Raw genomic sequence first — 16,627 nt, forward strand, 5'->3', positions numbered from 1 at the left:
CTGTCGCTTGGCGGCGAAGCGAGGGGCAGGCCGTTTGCGGAGGCGCCCGGATGAGCGCCGCCTTGCAACTTGTTTCGGTGCGCGGCCTCAAACGCGTCTTCGATGTGTCGAGACCCTGGATCTCGCGTTTCATCGATCGCGAGCCGCGCCGCCTCCTGAGGGCGGTCGATGGCGTCGATTTCACGATCGAGCGCGGCCAGACGTTCGGCATCGTCGGCGAATCGGGTTCCGGCAAGTCGACGCTGGCGCGGATGGTGGTTGGCCTGCTGCGGCCGAGCGCTGGGCAGGTGTTGATCGAAGGCGTCGACATGGCGGCGACCAGCGATCCGGCGGCGCGGCGCGAGGTGCGGCGACGGATGCAGATGATCTTTCAGGACCCGTACGCCTCGCTCAATCCGCGCTGGCGTATCGGCGACGTCATCGCCGAGCCGCTTGTCGCGTTTGGCCTTGGAGCGGCTCAGGCGAGCGGCTCCGAAAAGACGCTTGATAAGGCCGGAATCGTTGCGCGCGTCGATGATTTGCTGCGCCTTGTCGGCCTCGACCCCTCCGACAAGCGTAGATATCCGCATGAGTTCTCCGGCGGCCAGCGCCAGCGTATCGCGATCGCGCGCGCGATCGCCGCCAATCCGGACTTCATTGTCTGCGACGAACCGACCTCGGCGCTCGATGTCTCGATCCAGGCGCAAATCCTCAATCTGATGCGCGATCTGCAGGAGACGCTCGGCCTGACCTATCTCCTGATCACCCATAATCTTGCCGTGTTGCGCCATATGGCGACGCGCGTGGGCGTCATGTATCTGGGCCGGCTCGTCGAGATTGCGCCGACCGAGGAATTGTTCGCGCACCCGCGCCATCCCTATACCCGCATGCTGCTCGACGCAGTCCCCGACCTTGCGATGAGCGGGCGCGCCCGCACGCCGGTCGGCGGAGAGACGCCGAATCCGATCGACCCGCCGCCCGGCTGCCCCTTCCACCCGCGATGCCCCAGAGCGATCGACCGTTGCAGGATTGAGGCGCCGATCTTGAGAGACAATGTCGCTTGCCATCTCCCTTTGAGCGATTCGAAATGACCGGATCGATTTTGATTGACCTCTACGCGAATGCTTTGAGCGCCATTGGAGCTGTCTGATGAAGAATCGTTTTGATGCGGAAGACGTCGATGCCGCCGCGATGCTGGCTGAATTGCGTCATTGGGTCGAACTGGAGACGCCGACTTTAGATGCGGCAAGGGTCAACCGTCTCGTGGACCATGTGGCGACGCTTGCTCAAAGTTTTGGGCTCGTCGTCGAGCGGCTGGCGGGGCGCGACAGGCTTGGCGATGCATTGATCGTCCGCTCCGCGCCGCCTGGGCCGCGTGAAGAGAAAGGCGCGTTGATCCTCGCCCATCTCGATACGGTGCATCCGGTCGGCACGCTCGCCGATGAACTGCCCTGGCGCGAAGCGGGGGAGCGCATCTATGGTCCGGGCATTTACGACATGAAGGCGGGCGCCTTGATGGCGCTTTACGCATTGAAAATGGCCGCCCAGCAGCCGGGGCCGGACTTCCTGCCGACGACGATTGTTTTTGCACCGGATGAGGAAACAGGCAGCGTAACATCGAAAGACATGATCGTGCGCGAAGCGGAGCAGGCCAAATTCGTTCTTGTTGTCGAGCCTGCCCGGGACGGCGGCAAGATCGTGACCGCCCGTAAGGGCGTCGGCGTATTCGATATCCACGTCAAGGGCAGGCCCTCTCACGCGGGGTCGAAGCCGCTCGAAGGGCGCAGCGCGATCAAGGAAGCGGCGCGCATCGTGCTGGCTCTTGACGCGCTCAATGATCCGGCGCGCGGCGTGACCGTCACGACGGGTACGATTCGCGGCGGAAGCGCGAGAAATGTCGTGCCCGAACATTGCGCGCTGCAAGTCGACTTTCGGATTGCCGATATGATCGGCGCCGATGAGATTGTAAAAGCGATCAGGGCGATCGGCTCTTCCGATCCCGATATCAAGGTCGAGATTATCGGCGGCCTCAATCGTCCGCCTTTCGTTCAGAGCGAGCGCAGTAAAAAGCTGTTCGATCATACGGCGCGTCTTGGCGCGGCGCTCGGCCTGACGGTGGAGGGCGTCTTCACCGGGGGCGGCTCTGACGGCAATTTCACCGCGGCGGCGGATCTCCCGACCCTCGACGGCCTCGGCGCGGATGGCGCCGGAGCCCATACGCACGAGGAATATATTCTGAAGGCGTCGGTACCGGTCAGAACGGCGCTCATAGCGAATATTCTCGACACCGCCCGGGCTGTCGCCCTCTAGCCTCGGGCGGTCGCCCTTTCTTTTGTCTCGCTCCAATGACGGAGATTGCATGATGAAGATTCCGACAAACCGATTCCGCCAAGCGCTGTTGGAGGGCCGGTCGCAGATTGGTCTTTGGTGCAGCCTGCCGAGCGCCTATGCGGCGGAAGTCGTCGCGGGCTCCGGCTTCGACTGGCTGCTGCTCGACACCGAACATTCGCCCAGCGACGTCATCATGGTGCTGGCGCAGCTTCAGGCGATCTCGGCCTATGACGTGTCGGCGATCGTGCGCCCGGCCAGCAACGACACCGTGCTCATCAAGCGCTATCTCGACATCGGCGCGCAAACGCTTCTCATCCCCTTTGTGCAATCGGCCGAGGAAGCGGCCAGCGCGGTCGCCGCGATGCGCTATGCGCCGGAGGGGGTGCGGGGCGTCGCCGCTTTGACGCGCGCGACTCGTTTCGGCCGGGTGGAAGGCTACGCGAAGCGGGCCGCCGAAGAACTGTGCCTGCTCGTGCAGGTCGAGACGCAACAGGCGCTCGACGCGCTGGAGGCGATCGCTGCCGTCGAGGGCGTGGACGGAATCTTCATCGGGCCCGGCGACCTTGCGGCGAGCCTCGGCTATGCGGGCGCGCCCGATCATCCCAAGGTGGTCGCCGCCATCGAGGATGCGGTGCGGCGCGTGCGCGCCGCAGGCAAGCCGGCCGGCATTCTCACGGGCGACCTGGCCTTCGCCCGGCGCTGCATTGAACTTGGCACCAGCTTCACGGCCGTCGGCGCCGATGTCGGCGTCCTGGCGCGCGGGACGGAGAAGCTGGCCGCGCAATTTCGCAACGGATAATTCGCCTGGAATTTGGTCAACGCGGCTACAACCGCTGGGTCGATTGGGCGTCGAAAAGATGGACGGAGCCGAGGTCGGGCGTCACTCGGATCGTCTCGCCCGGCTTGGTTTCGACGCGTTGGCGAAACACCCCGGAAATCGGTTGATTGCCGAGCCTGCCTTGCACTTGTGTTTCCGATCCGGTCGGCTCGACAAGATCGACGGTGAACGGCAGGCCAGACTCTTCTATGATCAGATGCTCAGGCCGGATTCCGTAAATCGCCGCTCTTCCCAGATTCTCCGCCGATTTGGCGGCGAGCGGCAAGATGAGGTCGTCTGAAGTTTTGAACCCTTCCGCGCAGATCGTCCCGACGATAAAGTTCATCGCAGGCGAGCCGATAAAACCCGCGACGAAAAGATTGGCGGGGCGATCGTAAAGCGCCAGCGGCGCGCCGATTTGCTCGATCTTGCCGCCATTCATGACCACGATTTGATCCGCCATGGTCATGGCCTCGATCTGGTCGTGGGTTACGTAGACCGTCGTGGTTCCCAATCGCTGGTGCAGCGACTTAATCTCGGCGCGCATCTGTACGCGCAACTTGGCGTCGAGATTGGAAAGCGGCTCGTCGAACAGGAATACCGAAGGGTCCCGCACGATCGCGCGCCCCATTGCGACGCGTTGGCGCTGGCCGCCCGAGAGTTGCCGGGGATAACGCGCGAGCAGATCCTGCAGGCCCAGAATATCGGCGGCGCGCGCGACCTTGCTCTCGATCTCTCCTTTCGGCGTACTCTTGAGCTTAAGGGAAAACGCCATATTTTGCTCGACGGTCATGTGCGGATAGAGCGCATAGGATTGGAACACCATGGCGATGTCCCGCTCCTTTGGCGCCATTCCGTTGACGACTTTTGAGCCGATCTTGATTTCTCCGCCGGTGATGTGCTCGAGGCCTGCGATCATCCGCAGCAGAGTCGACTTCCCACAACCGGAAGGCCCCACCAATATGACGAAGGCGCCGTCGGGGATGAAAATCGACACCCCATGCAGCGCCGCCACCGGGCCGAAGGACTTCTTCACATTGTCGATTGACACAGACGCCATGTTTTTTCCCGCGTTCGCTAAATCGTCTTGCCCGCCCGGCGCTATCGGAGCGCGCTCGCTGCCCCCAACGCCATGCAGGCCTTTGGGTAGCGCGCGTGACAGTCAGGGATGATGGACCTATGATTTGCTGTCGCGGATCAGCGAGGCGTTCAAAAGAAACAGGGGAGGCTGCGCACTCATCGCAGGGCTCAACTGAGACATGCTCCGCGCGCCTTCTTCTCAAGCCAATCTGCGACGGGCGTGGCGATTCCATTGCGGAAATCCGCCACTCGTCGCGGAGCCGGGAACGAGGAGGCATTATGCTCCGTCATTTCCGGTCGCGATATCCAAAACAATCATACTTTGGCGGAGGCGTAGCTCGTGACTTCCATGCCGATGCAAACTTCAACGATCAGCGGTGTCGTCCAGGACATGTTCCACTCCCTTGCTCTATTGGACCGGGAAGCCGCACTATTCCCATGGCGGCACAATAGCATTGAAAGCGGGGTAGGGACAAGGAGGATTTGTATGATAATCGTATCTGATGGGGTTCTGCGTCAGAAATACGGTCCCTGCGCCAGCATGCAACTTGAAGCCAAATCCGAACTAAGGCCTCCGCTCCCTTAGTTGCCAAACAACCGCATGCCGCAGACAAAAGAGCCATTCTGGAAGCAAAGCGCCTATTCGCAATTTTTGGGAGGGGAGCAATGTCGAGGTCACAGTCGACGACGATCCAATCGGTTCTCGGTAGGCAATTTGGCAGGGCCGCTGTCTGCTTATTGGCTTTTTGCGCTTTGCTGATCGCGACGAGCGAGACGTCTGCGCTCGCGCAAGAAAAGACGATCAATCTGAGAGTCTCGCTTTGGGTTCCTCCCGCCCATCCCCTCGTGTCCGCCACGCAGGCCTGGGCGGCGGACATCGAGAAGGCGTCGGGCGGGACGATCAAGGCGACGATCTTTCCCTCGGAACAATTGGGCAAGGCGTTCGATCACTATGATATGGCGCGCGACGGCATCGCCGACGTCACCTATGTAAATCCCGGCTATCAGCCAGGCCGGTTCCCGATCATCGCGGCTGGGCAGATTCCCTTCACGTTTGGCGACGGCAAGAAGGGCACGCTCGCGCTCGACGAATGGTATCGCAAATACGCGGCCATTGAGATGAAGGACACCAAACTGTGCTTCGCCTTCATTCACGATCCGGGCACGCTGCATGGCAAGAAGAAGATCGAGCTTCCCTCCGATCTGGCTGGCGTGAAGGTGCGGCCCGCGCAGAGCACCATCGCGGAAATGGTCAAGCTGTTGGGTGGAACCAATGTTCAGGCCTCGGCGCCAGAGGCGCGGGATGCGATCGAGCGCGGCGTGGCGGACGAAATTACCTTCCCATGGGGGTCGATATTTCTGTTCGGCATCGACAAGGTCGTGAAATTTCATATGGATGTTCCGCTCTACACGACGGTGTTCACCTACAGCGTCAATCTGGACACCTATAATTCGATGTCGCCGGCGCAAAAGAAGGTGTTTGACGACCATTGCACGCCGGAATGGGCATCGAAGATTTCCGATTCCTGGACCGATTTCGAAGCCAATGGACGCGTCAAGATGAAGGCGCTTGCTGGTCACGAAGTTTACAAACTGACAGATGACCAACTGGCGCAATGGAAGAAGGCCGTGCAGCCCTTGCATGCGAGCTGGGCGGAGGCGGTGAAGAAAGCGGGCGGCGACCCCGCCGCGATCGAAGCCGATCTTGCGGCCACGATCACGAAATACGGCGCCGGGCTGTAGGGCGCCGGACTGATCGGCGTGGCGGCGTCCGCCTCGCCACGGTTCGCCAATCCATTCATTGTTGGTGTCTCATGACCGCATTGCCGGATTTTTCGCTGGATGATTCGCTGGGGCCGCCGCCCGCGGCGCCCAGGAAAAATGTCATGGACCGCCTCATCGACCTGATCGAGATGATCGCGGCGGCGTTCGTCGGCATTGTCGCGCTGAACACGTTCGCCGCCATCGTCATGCGGAAGTTTTTCGCAGTGACGATTCCCGATTATTACGATTTCGGGCGGCTATTGCTCGGCATTCTTATTTTCTGGGGCATCGCCGCGACCAGCTATCGCGGATCGCACATCACCGTCGATCTGGTATGGGCCAGCGCGCCGCCCCGATATCAGCGGTGGATCGATGTGTTCGCGACATCGGTGTTGCTGTTCGTGGTCACGGTGCAGACCGCCACATTATTCGACAAGGTGCTCGCCACCTATCGCGACAATATCCTGACCTATGATCTGCGCCTTCCCAACTGGCCGTTTTTTGCGATCGCCTGGGTCGGCGACGCTGCGGCGGTGTTCCTGATCGCAATCCGAACCTACCGGCTGATATTTCATCCGGAAGAGATTCACGACGCCAAGATCAAGACGACGGAGTAGCGGCTGTGAGCAGCGAAATGGTCGCAGTCGTCGGCTTTGTGTGTCTTTTCGCCTTGATGCTGCTCCGCGTGCCCGTCGGCATGGCGATGGGACTGGTCGGCATTACGGGATTTGGCTATCTCACCGGCTTTGCGCCCGCCATGAAGCTGGTCGGCCAGACAACCATGCGTACGGTCACCGACTATACGTTTGGCGTCATTCCGATGTTCCTGCTGATGGGCGCGTTTGTGTCGGTCTCGGACATCAGCCGTGAGCTGTTCCGCGCCGCCAACACGTTCGTGGGGCACTGGCGCGGCGGCCTGGGCATTGCGACGATTGCGGCCTGCGGCGGCTTTGCCGCGATCTCTGGTTCGTCGGTTGCGACCGCCGCGACATTTTCCGCCGTCGCCTATCCCGAGATGCGTCGATTCAATTATCCGCAGTCCTTCGCCACCGGCGTGATCGCGGTCGGCGGCACGCTCGGCGCGATGCTGCCCCCATCGACGGTGCTTGCGGTTTACGGCATCATCACCCAGCAGGACATTGGCCAACTTTTCATCGCCGGCATCCTTCCCGGCCTGTTGGCGATCGCGATGCACATGATCACCATCGCCATCATCGGCCATGTCAGGCCCGGCTTCTTGCCGGCCGGCCCGCGCAGTTCGTGGACCGAGCGCGCCAAAGCCATCGGCGACGTCTGGTCGCCGGCGCTGCTGTTCCTGTTCGTGATCGGCGGCCTCTATGGCGGCCTGTTCATTCCGACGGAAGCCGGCGCGGTCGGCGCGGTCGGCGCCTTCGCGATCGGCGTGGCGCGCGGCAAATTGTCGGGCGCGGGAATCCTGCAGGCGCTCTTGCAGGCGACGCGAACGGCGGCCGCCGTCTTCACCGTATTGATCGGCGCCTTGTGCTTTGGCTATTTCCTCACCATCACCCAGACGCCGCAGCACGTCACCCAGTTTCTGACAGGCCTGGGAATCGGATCCTATGGCGTGTTGGCGCTGATCCTGCTGATGTATCTCGTCCTTGGCTGCCTGATGGACGCCATGGCGATGATCATTCTCACCGTGCCGATCGTATTCCCCGTGGTGACGGCGCTCGGGTTCGACCCGGTTTGGTTCGGCGTCGTGATCGTGATGACGGTCGAACTGGGACTGATCCATCCGCCGATGGGAATGAACGTCTTCGTGATCAAAAGCGTGATCAAAGACGTGAGCATGTCCACGATCTTCGTTGGCGTGCTGCCCTTCGTCGTGACGGACCTCATCCGCCTCGTCATCCTCGTCGCGTTTCCGGCGCTCGCCACTTGGCTGCCGCAACGGATGACCGGCTGAGGCCGGCGTCGCTCTGCTTCATCTTTGGCCGCGAGAACAATAAGCGGCGGCCGTACGGCGTCATCTCGCCGCAATGTCGCGCTAGAGCGTGGACTCATCTAGATGTTCAGGGAGGTCCGCTTGCGGGATAAAACCGACACCCTAAACTGATGACGTCACGCTCGCTTTTGAGAAATGCGCTTGGGCGACCCAACTCAGAAGACAGCGGATGAGGATATAAGGCCACAATTTGACTTCAAAACGAAAGGACACGCAATGGCGAAGAACACGATTTGCCTCTGGTACGACAAGGACGCCGAGGCTGCCGCCCGCTTCTATGCCGAGACCTTTCCCGACAGCGCCGTGGGGGCCGTCTTCCGTGCGCCCGGCGAGTACCCATCCGGCAAGCAGGGCGACGTGCTGATGGTCGAATTCACGGTTGCGGGCGTCGCTTGTCTCGGCCTCAACGGCGGTCCCGCGATCAAACATAACGAAGCCTTCTCGTTCCAGATCGCCACCGACGATCAGGATGAGACCGACCGCTATTGGAACGCTATCGTCGGCAATGGCGGTCAAGAGAGCGCCTGCGGCTGGTGCAAGGACAAGTGGGGCGTCTCCTGGCAAATCACGCCGCGCGTGCTGATGGAGGCGATGGCGATTGGCGGCGGTGAAGCCAAGCGCGCGTTTGATGCGATGATGGGCATGAAGAAGATCGACGTCGCTGCGATCAAGGCGGCGCGGCGCGGCTGACACTCCAATGTCGACCCATCAAGGATTTGCCGATCCTCGGCGTCAATCCATGCGATCTTTCCCATGCTCCAGGGAACACGCTTGGGGAAGAGCAGACGCCCAGTTTTATCAGCGCACGCCCTCACGCCCGCGGCCGGAAGTTCGCATCTAACATTCTAAGCATGCGGGCTGTTTTGCGGCGTCCCGTGGAGACGCGTCGCGATGTACATGGACAGCATGCCGAGCAAGAAGCCTCCAAAAACATGCAAAACCGGATAGCCGGGCGTGGGGCCGTGGAGGAAATATCCGATCGCGAAGAGCGCTATCCACGCGACAAAGACGCCGATCACGTATCTGCCAAGCCGCGACCCTAAAAAGTGCGAAATAAGGCTCATCGTCAGGTCCTTTCCTATCAGCATCCACAGGGCCGCCTTCGACGCCGCCGCGTCTTCGAGGTCGGCGAAGTTTTGCAGCATTTCCGCGCGATGCCGTTGCAGGAACGCCGGCGGATAGAGTTCCAGCAGTCGCGCGTAGAGGCGAAACGACCGGGACTCCTTCTGCTGCGTCGGCCGAGTCATGGCGTCACGCGCTCCCAAGCTGGCGGCGCGCGACGAGGGCCACGCGCGACAGCCGCTCTGTTTCCGCGCGCAACGCGGTTTGGCCAAGCGCGGTGAGCCTGTAATAGATGCGGCGTGAGTCTTGGGTGTCGCCCCTGGCGACTAGGCCCGCCTCGATCACGCGGTCGAGCGAGCCGTACAGCGTTCCCGGACCCATTTTCACTGTATCTCTCGAATCCGCCCTGACCTGCTGCATGATGTCGTAGCCGTGGCGCTCCTTGCCGAACAAGGCGAGCAGGATGTGGAAGACGGCGGGTGTCAGCGGCAGCGGCGGTTCCGACTTGCTCATGCGGCCATCATATATCCGTGACGGATATAGTCAATACGACGCGCCTTCACCATGAGCCCCATAATATCGCCTGTGGGCCATCGCGACATATTGCGCCGCCGCAAGACCTCGGTCGCGTTGTGACCAAAGCGGACATGGACTTCGGAGCTGAACGCCACCGAGTTTATGGGCGGATGGCCTAGACAAAGTTGTGTGACAATACTATAAGCTGGTTAGCGCATCCATATCTGTCGAACGCCAAGGAGCTGTGCCCCGGGCGGCGGCGTGCGCGAACGAGGTCGTGGAATCTCGGCTGTGTTGGGAGGGACGTCAGATGGTAGCAAAACTGAGCAGAATGATCAGCTTGGCGCTGGTTGGCGCGGGGGTGTTGAGCCTTGCCGCGTTGACGAGCGCAACGACCGTCAAGGCCCAGGACAAACCGCTTGGGCATTATAATGCGACGACGAAGGATTTCTGGTTGCATCCGCCCGATGATTGGTGGAGAGGCGACGAGACCGAAGCGCAGCGCGGCCTGGTGCCGGTTCCCGGTCAGCCGCTGCCAACGCCCGCCGCCGACCTCGAGAAGAACCTTGCCGCCATCAAGCTTCCGCCGGGGTTCAAGATCAGCGTATGGGCATCGAGCGTGCCGCAGGCGCGGCAGATGGCCTGGGGCGAGAAGGGTACGCTATTTGTCGGCACCTGGGACGCAGGCACGGTAAGCGCCGTCACCGAACAGGGCGGCAAGCGCACGGTTAAGTCGGTCATCAAAGGCCTGCGCATGGCCACGGGCGTGGCGTTCACCAACCATACGCTCTACGTCGTCGACATCGACAAGGTCTATGCCTGGGAGAACCCGGAAGATCACCTCGACAATCTCGGGCCGGGCAAAGTCGTCTATGACGATTTCCCGCCTTACACGCCGCACGGCTGGAAATATATAACCGTCGGTCAAAGCGGCGAATTGTACATCCCGGTCGGACCGCCGTGCAACGAATGCTTGCCGCCGAGCGGCACGGCGCAAGTGCGCCGGATCAATGCCGAAAATGGAAACGCCGAACTCTGGGCGATCGGCGTGCGCAACAGCGTTGGCGGCGCCATCGATCCGCGCACAGGCAATCTGTGGTTCTCTGAAAATGCGCGCGACTGGCTTGGCGACGATATTCCAAGCGACAAGCTGAATCTCGTATCGAAGACGGGAGAGGATTTCGGCTATCCCTATTGCCACCAGGGCGACATTCTTGATCCTGTCTACGGCAAAGGGCATTCGTGCGCCGAGTTCAACCCGCCGATCGTCAAGCTTGGGCCGCATGTCGCGCCGCTCGGTATGAAGTTCTATACGGGCAACCAGTTCCCGTCCGAATATTCTGGCAATATTTTCATCGCCGAACATGGCTCGTGGAACCGGCACCAGAAGAACGGCTACCGGATCGAGCGCGTGACGGTTAATCCGGACGGCACCAACGCCAGCCAGGAAGTGTTCGCTTCGGGGTTCACCGACGGCACGAAGGTGCTGGGTCGTCCGACCGACGTCATCCTTGCGCCTGACGGCTCGCTGCTGATCGCGGACGATCAGGCCAGCGCCATCTATCAGATATCCTACACCGGCAAATAACACCTGATCAAAAGCGCGCCTCGCCCTTCGGCTTGCCAAGGGCGGGGCGTTTTTTTCCGCAACGCTTCGGATGTTTCGACATGTCGAGATTTGTGATCTCCCTTTGCGCCTTGGGCGCGGCTCTGGCGGTTGGCGCGGCGTCACGCGCCGAGGACGCGAAGCCAGGGGCCGACATAGCGCTCAAGGACAAGCTTGAAATCTGCTCGGGCTGTCATGGGCCGGCAGGCGTCTCGCAGATTGATGGCGTGCCCAATCTGGCCGGCGCTCCCGATCTCTTCACCGAGTGGCAATTGGTCTATTTCCGCGGCGAGACGCGTATGAACGAGCAGATGACGCCGCAAGCCAAGGATCTCACCGATTCGGACATCCGGGACATGGGCGCCTATTTCTTGAGCTTGCCGGCGCCCGCGCCGACGGGCCCCGATAGCGATCCAGCCTTGACCCAGGCCGGCGCGAAACTCGCCAACGAGCGCCATTGCGCCCAATGCCATACCGAGACATTCGCCGGTCAGGGCGAGGTGCCGCGCCTTGCGGGGCAGCGCGAAGAATTCATCGTCAAGGCGTTGCACGATTACCAGCATGGCGCGCGGCGGGGCCGCGGCAATGTCATCATGCCGGAGATCGCTTATTCCTTGAACGAAGACGACATCAAGGCGGTCGCTCATTTCATGTCGCGGCAGCCAGGAAAGTGAGCGCCGCGCAGACTGGCGCTCGCCCCGTCAGGCCGAGCGGCGAGCGCCGGCATGCCGACCTCGAAACATGCAGAGGGAGAACGCGATGATCGTCGATTTGCGCACCTATACGATGGTTCCCGGCCGCCTCAACGCCTGGCTGAAGCTTTATGAAGCGGAAGGCCTGCCGATCCACGTCCGGCATTTGGGCGAGCCGATGGGGATTTTCACGACCGATGTCGGGGCTTTGAATCAGGTCGTGTTCTTCTGGCGCTTCGAGAGCCAGGCCGATCGCGAGCGGCGGCGCGGCGCTCTCGAAGCCGACCCCGACTGGGCGTCCTATCGCAAGAAGAGCGCTGAAGCTGGCAACGTTCAGCATCAAGAGAACAAGATCATCAAAGCGACAGCGTTCTCGCCGCTCTGACGCAGGGACGGCGGAGCCATGCGTGCGACCCGAAGCGGTCGCGGGTCGCCCAGCCAATGACGCCGCCGCGCGAACCTGACGCGCTCGGCCGCATCCGCAATCATAAGAAAAGAGGGTGGGGGAGGTTCACGTGTATCAGCAGGTCTACGATCCTGTCGCCGTTTCGCTTGGATGGACCTCGATCTTCGCCGCGATTCCGCTGACGCTGATGTTCGTTATGCTCGGCGTGTTCAAACGTTCGCCGCAGCTATCGGCGCTGGTGTCGCTGGTTGTGTGCCTGGCGGTCGCGACCCTGGTCTATTCAATGCCTTTTGGCGTTGCGTTGAACAGCGGCGGCTATGGCGTCGCCTTTTCCATGATGACCATCGGTTGGATTCTCATCAATGCGATGTGGATATACCATATCACGGTCAAGACGGGCCATTTCGCGATCCTGAGGGAAAGCTTCAGCCACATCAGCGACGATCTGCGGATTCAGGCCATTATCATCGCCTTCTGCTTTGGCGCCCTGATCGAGGCCGTGGCGGGGTCAGGCGTGCCGATTGCGATCTGCAGCGCCATGCTGGTCGCAATTGGCTTTAGTCCCGTCAAGGCCGCGGTCATGGCGCTGGTCGCCGATACCGCGCCCGTCGCCTTTGGCGCCCTCGCCACGCCGATTACCGTGCTCAACGGCCAGACCGATCTGCCCTACAACGTCCTTGGCGCCATGGTCGGACGTCAATGCCCTTTCATCGCGGCGATCTTGCCCTTCATCCTGGTGTTCATCGTCGATGGCGCGCGCGGCTTGCGGATGACGTGGCCGGCGGCACTGGCCGCTGGCCTATTCTTTGCGGTCACGCAATATGTCGTCTCGAATTTCTTTGCGGTGCAGATTACGGACGTCGTGGCCTCGCTAGTTTCGGCAGGCGCGCTTATCGCGCTGACGCGCGTTTGGCGGCCGAGCAACGTGTTGACCGTGCCGAATGAAAACGCCGGACCGGCGCCGAGCCGTCAAAACATGCTGCTCGCCTACGCGCCTTACATCTTCATCGTCATCGTTTTCTCATTGTCGCAGATACCGCCTATTGCGCGTCTCCTCAACTACGGCGTCTATAAGTTTCCATGGCCGGGTTTGGCTCTGACTCGGGCCGACGGCACTGCCGTCAATACGATGTTCACCGTCAACTATCTTCCGGTGTCGGGGACTCTTTTGCTGTTCTGCGGCGTCTTGACCATGATCGCGCTGCGTGTCCGGCCCGCAATGGCGTTGCGCGCCTTTGGCGCTGCTTTGGCGCAGGTGCGCTGGGCGCTGCCCACGATTTTCATGATCCTCGCGATCGCTTACATCATGAATTGGTCGGGACAGACGACAACGCTTGGACGATTCCTCGCGGGCGCCGGCCCAGCTTATGCGTTGATCTCGCCCGTGATAGGCTGGATCGGCGTTGTGGTGACCGGTTCGGACGCTTCCACGAATGCGCTATTTGGACATCTCCAGGTGGAAGCGGCAAAAGCCACAGGCATCTCGCCTGTTCTTCTGGCCGCCACCAACACGACGGGCGGCGTGTTGGGAAAGATGCTTTCGCCGCAGAGCCTCGCCATCGGCGCGGCGGCCGTGGGAGTGATCGGGCGCGAAGGCGAGATTTTTCGCAGCGTATTCGGCTGGGCCGTGGCGCTGCTCGCAGGATTTTGCCTGTTCGTCTATCTGCAATCCACGCCCATATTGGGCTGGATGATTCCATGAACCTGCCAGGCAAGAAGGGCGTTCCAACGTGACCGATTATCGCAAGCTTTTCGATCTCACCGGCAAGACGGCCGTCGTGTTGGGCGCGGCTTCCGGCATAGGCAAGTCTTCGGCGGAGGCCTTGGCGGGGCTCGGCGCGCATGTCACATGCGCCGATCGCGACCGCGACCGCTGCCAGGCGACCGCCGCCGGCATCCGCGAGAGCGGCGGCAAGGCCGACGCGGCCGCATGCGACGCCGCAAGCGCCGTCGATGTGGCCGCGCTCGCCGAGTCGGTCAAAGCGAAGTTCCCGCGCATCGACATCGCGGTCACGACGCCGGGACTGAACATTCGCAAAACCATCCTTAACTATACCGAGGACGATCTCGACCGGGTCATCAACCTCAACATCAAGGGCACGGTGCATTTCTTCCGCGCTTTCGGGCGCATCATGGTTGATCAGCGAGGCGGCAGCCTGATCGCCTGCTCTTCGGTGCGGGCCGTCACCATTGAGCCAGGGCTCGCCGTCTACGGCTGCACCAAGGCGGCGATCGGCCTGCTGGTGAAAGGCTTCGCCTCCGAGGTCGGGAGCTTTGGCGTACGCGTCAACGCCATTGCGCCCAGCATCGCCGAGACCGCGCTGACCGAACCCTTCAAGCAGCGACCTGACATCCATAAGCTCTACGCCGCGCATACGGTGTTCAACCGCTGGAGTTCGTCCGACGAAGTCGCCAGCGCAGTCGCCTTCCTCGCCTCGGATGCGGCAAGCTATGTCAGCGGCAGCACGCTATTCGTCGATGGGGGCTGGACCGCCATTGACGGGCCGCCCACGGGCCTCACGCAATTGACGAGGTGACAGTGGGGACGCGACAATCGCGCGAGCCGCGCGTAGCGCGGCGCCATTCAGAACCCGATCGGACCAAGCAACCATGATGGAACCGCCGGATTTGTCCCACCCGCTCACGTCGCTCGATCGCGGCGGCCGCCATTCCAAGGCTTGCGAACAAAGGTTCGCCGATATGCGAGCGCCCGCATGAGCGCCCGTATCGTCTTCCTCGATTGCAACGATCAGTTGCGGCCGGTGTTCGACGCGGTCGCGCGCGCCGACGATCCGCCGATTCATGTGAATTCGACGCCGTTTGCGAGTGACGATCTGCCGCGCTTGCTTCACGGCTGCGACATCTGCATCGACGACCATTCCTATATGCCGAGCGAAATCGTGGCGCGTTGCGGGGATTTGCGCCACATCGTGTTTCTCGGCACAGGGCCGCAGAGCTACATGGATGTCGAGGCTCTGCGTCGGCAGGGAGTCACAGTGCATGCGATCAAGGGTTATGGCGACACCGCGGTGGCGGAGCACGCCGTGGCGCTGATGTTCGCCTGCGCGCGCGACCTTGCCCGCATGGACCGCAACATTCGCAGCGGCGCATGGCGCCCGCGCGAGGGCGTGCAGCTCAAGGGCAAACGCCTGGGGATCGTCGGCCTGGGCGGCATCGGGGCGGAGATGGTGCGGATTGCGCGTGGAATCGGCATGGAGGTTTTGGCCTGGAACCGGACGCCTCGGCCGGATGTGGGGCCGCCGATGGCGATCGAGGATCTCCTGAAGACCGCTGATGTCGTGTCGCTGCATCTCGCCCTGAGCGAGGAGACAAAGGGTTTTCTTGACGGCGCGCGCCTGGCGATGATGAAACGCGGCGCCATCCTCATCAACACGGCGCGCGGGGCGCTGGTGGACGAGAAGGCGCTCGCAGATGCTTTGAACGATGGTCATATTGCACGCGCCGGGCTGGACGTTTTCGCGCTTGAACCGCTGCGGGCCGATCATCCGCTCGCCAAGCTCGACAACGTCACATTGAGCGCGCATTCGGGCTTTCGCACCTACGAGGCTTCGGCGACGCTGCTCGGGCGTGCGCTCGACATCGTGCGGCGGCTGGCGGCGCAGCGCTCCAGCCCATGAGGTTTGGACGCTCGCCCTGAACCGGAGACCTTGACAAAGGCGCATCGTAACGGCATCCATTTATGTGGTCATCATACAACGCTTTGATGGGAGGCATTCCGCTTGCTTACGGCGTTCCGCGTCATCAGCGTGATACCGCATCACTTCAACGCCTATCTTGACGCCTATGCGCGCGAGGGCTGGGCGATCGAGCGCGAGGCGCTCGGAGACTGCGCCGGCAGCTACATCGTCGAGATCGGATCTCTGCAACGCGTGATCCAGATGTGGCGTCACACCGATGTCGCCGATCGGACGGATCGACGCGCGCGGCTTGCCGCCCATCCGGATTGGCGTGCTTTTCGCGCCGCTGTCGCGGGCATGATCAGAAGCGAGTCGGATCGATTGTTCCAACCGGCGCCGTTCATGCCGGTGAAGAATGTCGGCGAGGCCGCCGATTTCGTCGAAATGCGCACGTACCAAGCGCATACGGGCGTGCTCGATGCATTTTTTAAGCTCTATGCCGCGGAAGGACTGCCCGTCCAGCTCAATCATCTTGGCAATTGCCTGGGCTATTTCCGCAGCCTGGACGGGCGTGTCGACGAAGTCGTCCATCTCTGGGGCTACGCCAGTCTCGACGATCGCATCAAACGCCGCACGGCTTTGTTCGCCGATCCGCAGTTCAAGCAGTTTCTTGTCAAGGGCGTGCCGCATTTCGCGCGGCAGGAAAACATGATCCTGCGCCCCGCTCCCTTTTGGCGCGGATGAAATTGCTTGCGGACGAGAGACGCGAT

The 16,627-nt window shown here is 61.8% G+C and carries 18 protein-coding genes; 14 read left to right on the forward strand and 4 right to left on the reverse strand.

Annotated elements, in window-relative coordinates:
- The first annotated feature begins 50 nt into the window (after window positions 1-50).
- From GSQ90_RS27145 to hpaI, 3 genes are read left to right on the forward strand one after another with little or no spacing between them, the layout of a single operon-like run.
- Entirely contained in the window at window positions 51-1,070 is a 1,020-nt protein-coding gene (locus tag GSQ90_RS27145; protein ID WP_158818066.1) for an ABC transporter ATP-binding protein, read from the forward strand.
- Window positions 1,071-1,128: 58 nt separating this feature from the next.
- Window positions 1,129-2,289, forward strand: coding sequence for a M20 family metallopeptidase (locus GSQ90_RS27150; RefSeq protein ID WP_158818067.1), 1,161 nt, complete (start codon window positions 1,129-1,131; stop codon window positions 2,287-2,289).
- A 52-nt stretch (window positions 2,290-2,341) separates the two neighbouring features.
- Window positions 2,342-3,109: a 4-hydroxy-2-oxoheptanedioate aldolase gene (gene hpaI, locus GSQ90_RS27155; protein WP_158818209.1), complete on the forward strand. Its 768-nt coding sequence runs from the start codon at window positions 2,342-2,344 to the stop codon at window positions 3,107-3,109.
- A 25-nt stretch (window positions 3,110-3,134) separates the two neighbouring features.
- Here hpaI and GSQ90_RS27160 read toward each other — a convergent pair whose 3' ends face one another.
- Window positions 3,135-4,187: an ABC transporter ATP-binding protein gene (locus tag GSQ90_RS27160; protein WP_158818068.1), complete on the reverse strand. Its 1,053-nt coding sequence runs from the start codon at window positions 4,185-4,187 to the stop codon at window positions 3,135-3,137.
- A 335-nt stretch (window positions 4,188-4,522) separates the two neighbouring features.
- Window positions 4,523-4,663: a pyrroloquinoline quinone precursor peptide PqqA gene (gene pqqA, locus GSQ90_RS32995; protein WP_210254987.1), complete on the reverse strand. Its 141-nt coding sequence runs from the start codon at window positions 4,661-4,663 to the stop codon at window positions 4,523-4,525.
- A gap of 210 nt (window positions 4,664-4,873) precedes the next feature.
- Here pqqA and GSQ90_RS27170 point away from each other — a divergent pair, with 210 nt between their 5' ends.
- The 4 genes from GSQ90_RS27170 (at window position 4,874) to GSQ90_RS27185 (ending at window position 8,627) form a co-directional block, all read left to right on the forward strand.
- Window positions 4,874-5,950, forward strand: a complete 1,077-nt coding sequence (locus GSQ90_RS27170; protein ID WP_158818069.1) for a TRAP transporter substrate-binding protein — start codon at window positions 4,874-4,876, stop codon at window positions 5,948-5,950.
- A 143-nt stretch (window positions 5,951-6,093) separates the two neighbouring features.
- Window positions 6,094-6,588: a TRAP transporter small permease gene (locus GSQ90_RS27175; RefSeq protein WP_246731802.1), complete on the forward strand. Its 495-nt coding sequence runs from the start codon at window positions 6,094-6,096 to the stop codon at window positions 6,586-6,588.
- 17 nt (window positions 6,589-6,605) lie between these two features.
- Window positions 6,606-7,898 (forward strand): TRAP transporter large permease, encoded by a 1,293-nt coding sequence (locus GSQ90_RS27180; RefSeq protein ID WP_371418460.1) that lies wholly within the window; start codon window positions 6,606-6,608, stop codon window positions 7,896-7,898.
- A 255-nt stretch (window positions 7,899-8,153) separates the two neighbouring features.
- Window positions 8,154-8,627: a VOC family protein gene (locus GSQ90_RS27185; protein WP_158818072.1), complete on the forward strand. Its 474-nt coding sequence runs from the start codon at window positions 8,154-8,156 to the stop codon at window positions 8,625-8,627.
- A gap of 155 nt (window positions 8,628-8,782) precedes the next feature.
- Here the strand turns inward: GSQ90_RS27185 and GSQ90_RS27190 are convergent, their stop codons facing one another.
- Window positions 8,783-9,184 carry a hypothetical protein gene (locus GSQ90_RS27190; protein ID WP_158818073.1) on the reverse strand — a complete coding sequence of 134 codons (402 nt, stop codon included), beginning with the start codon at window positions 9,182-9,184 and terminating at the stop codon, window positions 8,783-8,785.
- 4 nt (window positions 9,185-9,188) lie between these two features.
- Window positions 9,189-9,512, reverse strand: coding sequence for a PadR family transcriptional regulator (locus GSQ90_RS27195; protein WP_158818074.1), 324 nt, complete (start codon window positions 9,510-9,512; stop codon window positions 9,189-9,191).
- A 313-nt stretch (window positions 9,513-9,825) separates the two neighbouring features.
- On the opposite strand from GSQ90_RS27195, the gene GSQ90_RS27200 reads away from it, so the two are divergent.
- The 7 genes from GSQ90_RS27200 (at window position 9,826) to GSQ90_RS27230 (ending at window position 16,601) form a co-directional block, all read left to right on the forward strand.
- A complete protein-coding gene (locus GSQ90_RS27200; protein ID WP_158818075.1) occupies window positions 9,826-11,103 on the forward strand; it encodes a sorbosone dehydrogenase family protein in 1,278 nt (425 codons plus the stop codon).
- 80 nt (window positions 11,104-11,183) lie between these two features.
- Complete coding sequence (locus tag GSQ90_RS27205) at window positions 11,184-11,795, forward strand: c-type cytochrome (RefSeq protein WP_158818076.1); 612 nt, start codon at window positions 11,184-11,186, stop codon at window positions 11,793-11,795.
- Between the two features lie 85 nt (window positions 11,796-11,880).
- Entirely contained in the window at window positions 11,881-12,198 is a 318-nt protein-coding gene (locus GSQ90_RS27210; protein ID WP_158818077.1) for an NIPSNAP family protein, read from the forward strand.
- A gap of 130 nt (window positions 12,199-12,328) precedes the next feature.
- Window positions 12,329-13,921: an L-lactate permease gene (locus GSQ90_RS27215; RefSeq protein WP_158818078.1), complete on the forward strand. Its 1,593-nt coding sequence runs from the start codon at window positions 12,329-12,331 to the stop codon at window positions 13,919-13,921.
- Between the two features lie 28 nt (window positions 13,922-13,949).
- Window positions 13,950-14,756 carry an SDR family NAD(P)-dependent oxidoreductase gene (locus tag GSQ90_RS27220; RefSeq protein WP_158818079.1) on the forward strand — a complete coding sequence of 269 codons (807 nt, stop codon included), beginning with the start codon at window positions 13,950-13,952 and terminating at the stop codon, window positions 14,754-14,756.
- Between the two features lie 177 nt (window positions 14,757-14,933).
- On the forward strand, window positions 14,934-15,857 hold the full coding sequence (locus GSQ90_RS27225) for an NAD(P)-dependent oxidoreductase (protein WP_158818080.1): 924 nt from the start codon (window positions 14,934-14,936) through the stop codon (window positions 15,855-15,857).
- Between the two features lie 102 nt (window positions 15,858-15,959).
- Window positions 15,960-16,601, forward strand: coding sequence for an NIPSNAP family protein (locus GSQ90_RS27230; RefSeq protein ID WP_158818081.1), 642 nt, complete (start codon window positions 15,960-15,962; stop codon window positions 16,599-16,601).
- Window positions 16,602-16,627 lie beyond the last annotated feature (26 nt).

This window comes from Methylocapsa sp. S129 (assembly GCF_009765995.1).
In the GTDB taxonomy this organism is placed as follows: Bacteria; Pseudomonadota; Alphaproteobacteria; order Rhizobiales; family Beijerinckiaceae; genus Roseiarcus.

Excerpts from the sequence above, each read along its gene's own strand:
- GSQ90_RS27195 (WP_158818074.1), bottom strand. The coding sequence starts at position 9,512 with ATGAGCAAGTCGGAACCGCCGCTGCCGCTGACACCCGCCGTCTTCCAC.
- GSQ90_RS27205 (WP_158818076.1), top strand. The coding sequence starts at position 11,184 with ATGTCGAGATTTGTGATCTCCCTTTGCGCCTTGGGCGCGGCTCTGGCG.
- GSQ90_RS27145 (WP_158818066.1), top strand. The coding sequence starts at position 51 with ATGAGCGCCGCCTTGCAACTTGTTTCGGTGCGCGGCCTCAAACGCGTC.
- GSQ90_RS27210 (WP_158818077.1), top strand. The coding sequence starts at position 11,881 with ATGATCGTCGATTTGCGCACCTATACGATGGTTCCCGGCCGCCTCAAC.
- GSQ90_RS27150 (WP_158818067.1), top strand. The coding sequence starts at position 1,129 with ATGAAGAATCGTTTTGATGCGGAAGACGTCGATGCCGCCGCGATGCTG.
- pqqA (WP_210254987.1), bottom strand. The coding sequence starts at position 4,663 with ATGCTATTGTGCCGCCATGGGAATAGTGCGGCTTCCCGGTCCAATAGA.
- hpaI (WP_158818209.1), top strand. The coding sequence starts at position 2,342 with ATGAAGATTCCGACAAACCGATTCCGCCAAGCGCTGTTGGAGGGCCGG.
- GSQ90_RS27180 (WP_371418460.1), top strand. The coding sequence starts at position 6,606 with ATGGTCGCAGTCGTCGGCTTTGTGTGTCTTTTCGCCTTGATGCTGCTC.
- GSQ90_RS27170 (WP_158818069.1), top strand. The coding sequence starts at position 4,874 with ATGTCGAGGTCACAGTCGACGACGATCCAATCGGTTCTCGGTAGGCAA.
- GSQ90_RS27160 (WP_158818068.1), bottom strand. The coding sequence starts at position 4,187 with ATGGCGTCTGTGTCAATCGACAATGTGAAGAAGTCCTTCGGCCCGGTG.
- GSQ90_RS27185 (WP_158818072.1), top strand. The coding sequence starts at position 8,154 with ATGGCGAAGAACACGATTTGCCTCTGGTACGACAAGGACGCCGAGGCT.
- GSQ90_RS27190 (WP_158818073.1), bottom strand. The coding sequence starts at position 9,184 with ATGACTCGGCCGACGCAGCAGAAGGAGTCCCGGTCGTTTCGCCTCTAC.
- GSQ90_RS27200 (WP_158818075.1), top strand. The coding sequence starts at position 9,826 with ATGGTAGCAAAACTGAGCAGAATGATCAGCTTGGCGCTGGTTGGCGCG.
- GSQ90_RS27175 (WP_246731802.1), top strand. The coding sequence starts at position 6,094 with ATGGACCGCCTCATCGACCTGATCGAGATGATCGCGGCGGCGTTCGTC.
- GSQ90_RS27225 (WP_158818080.1), top strand. The coding sequence starts at position 14,934 with ATGAGCGCCCGTATCGTCTTCCTCGATTGCAACGATCAGTTGCGGCCG.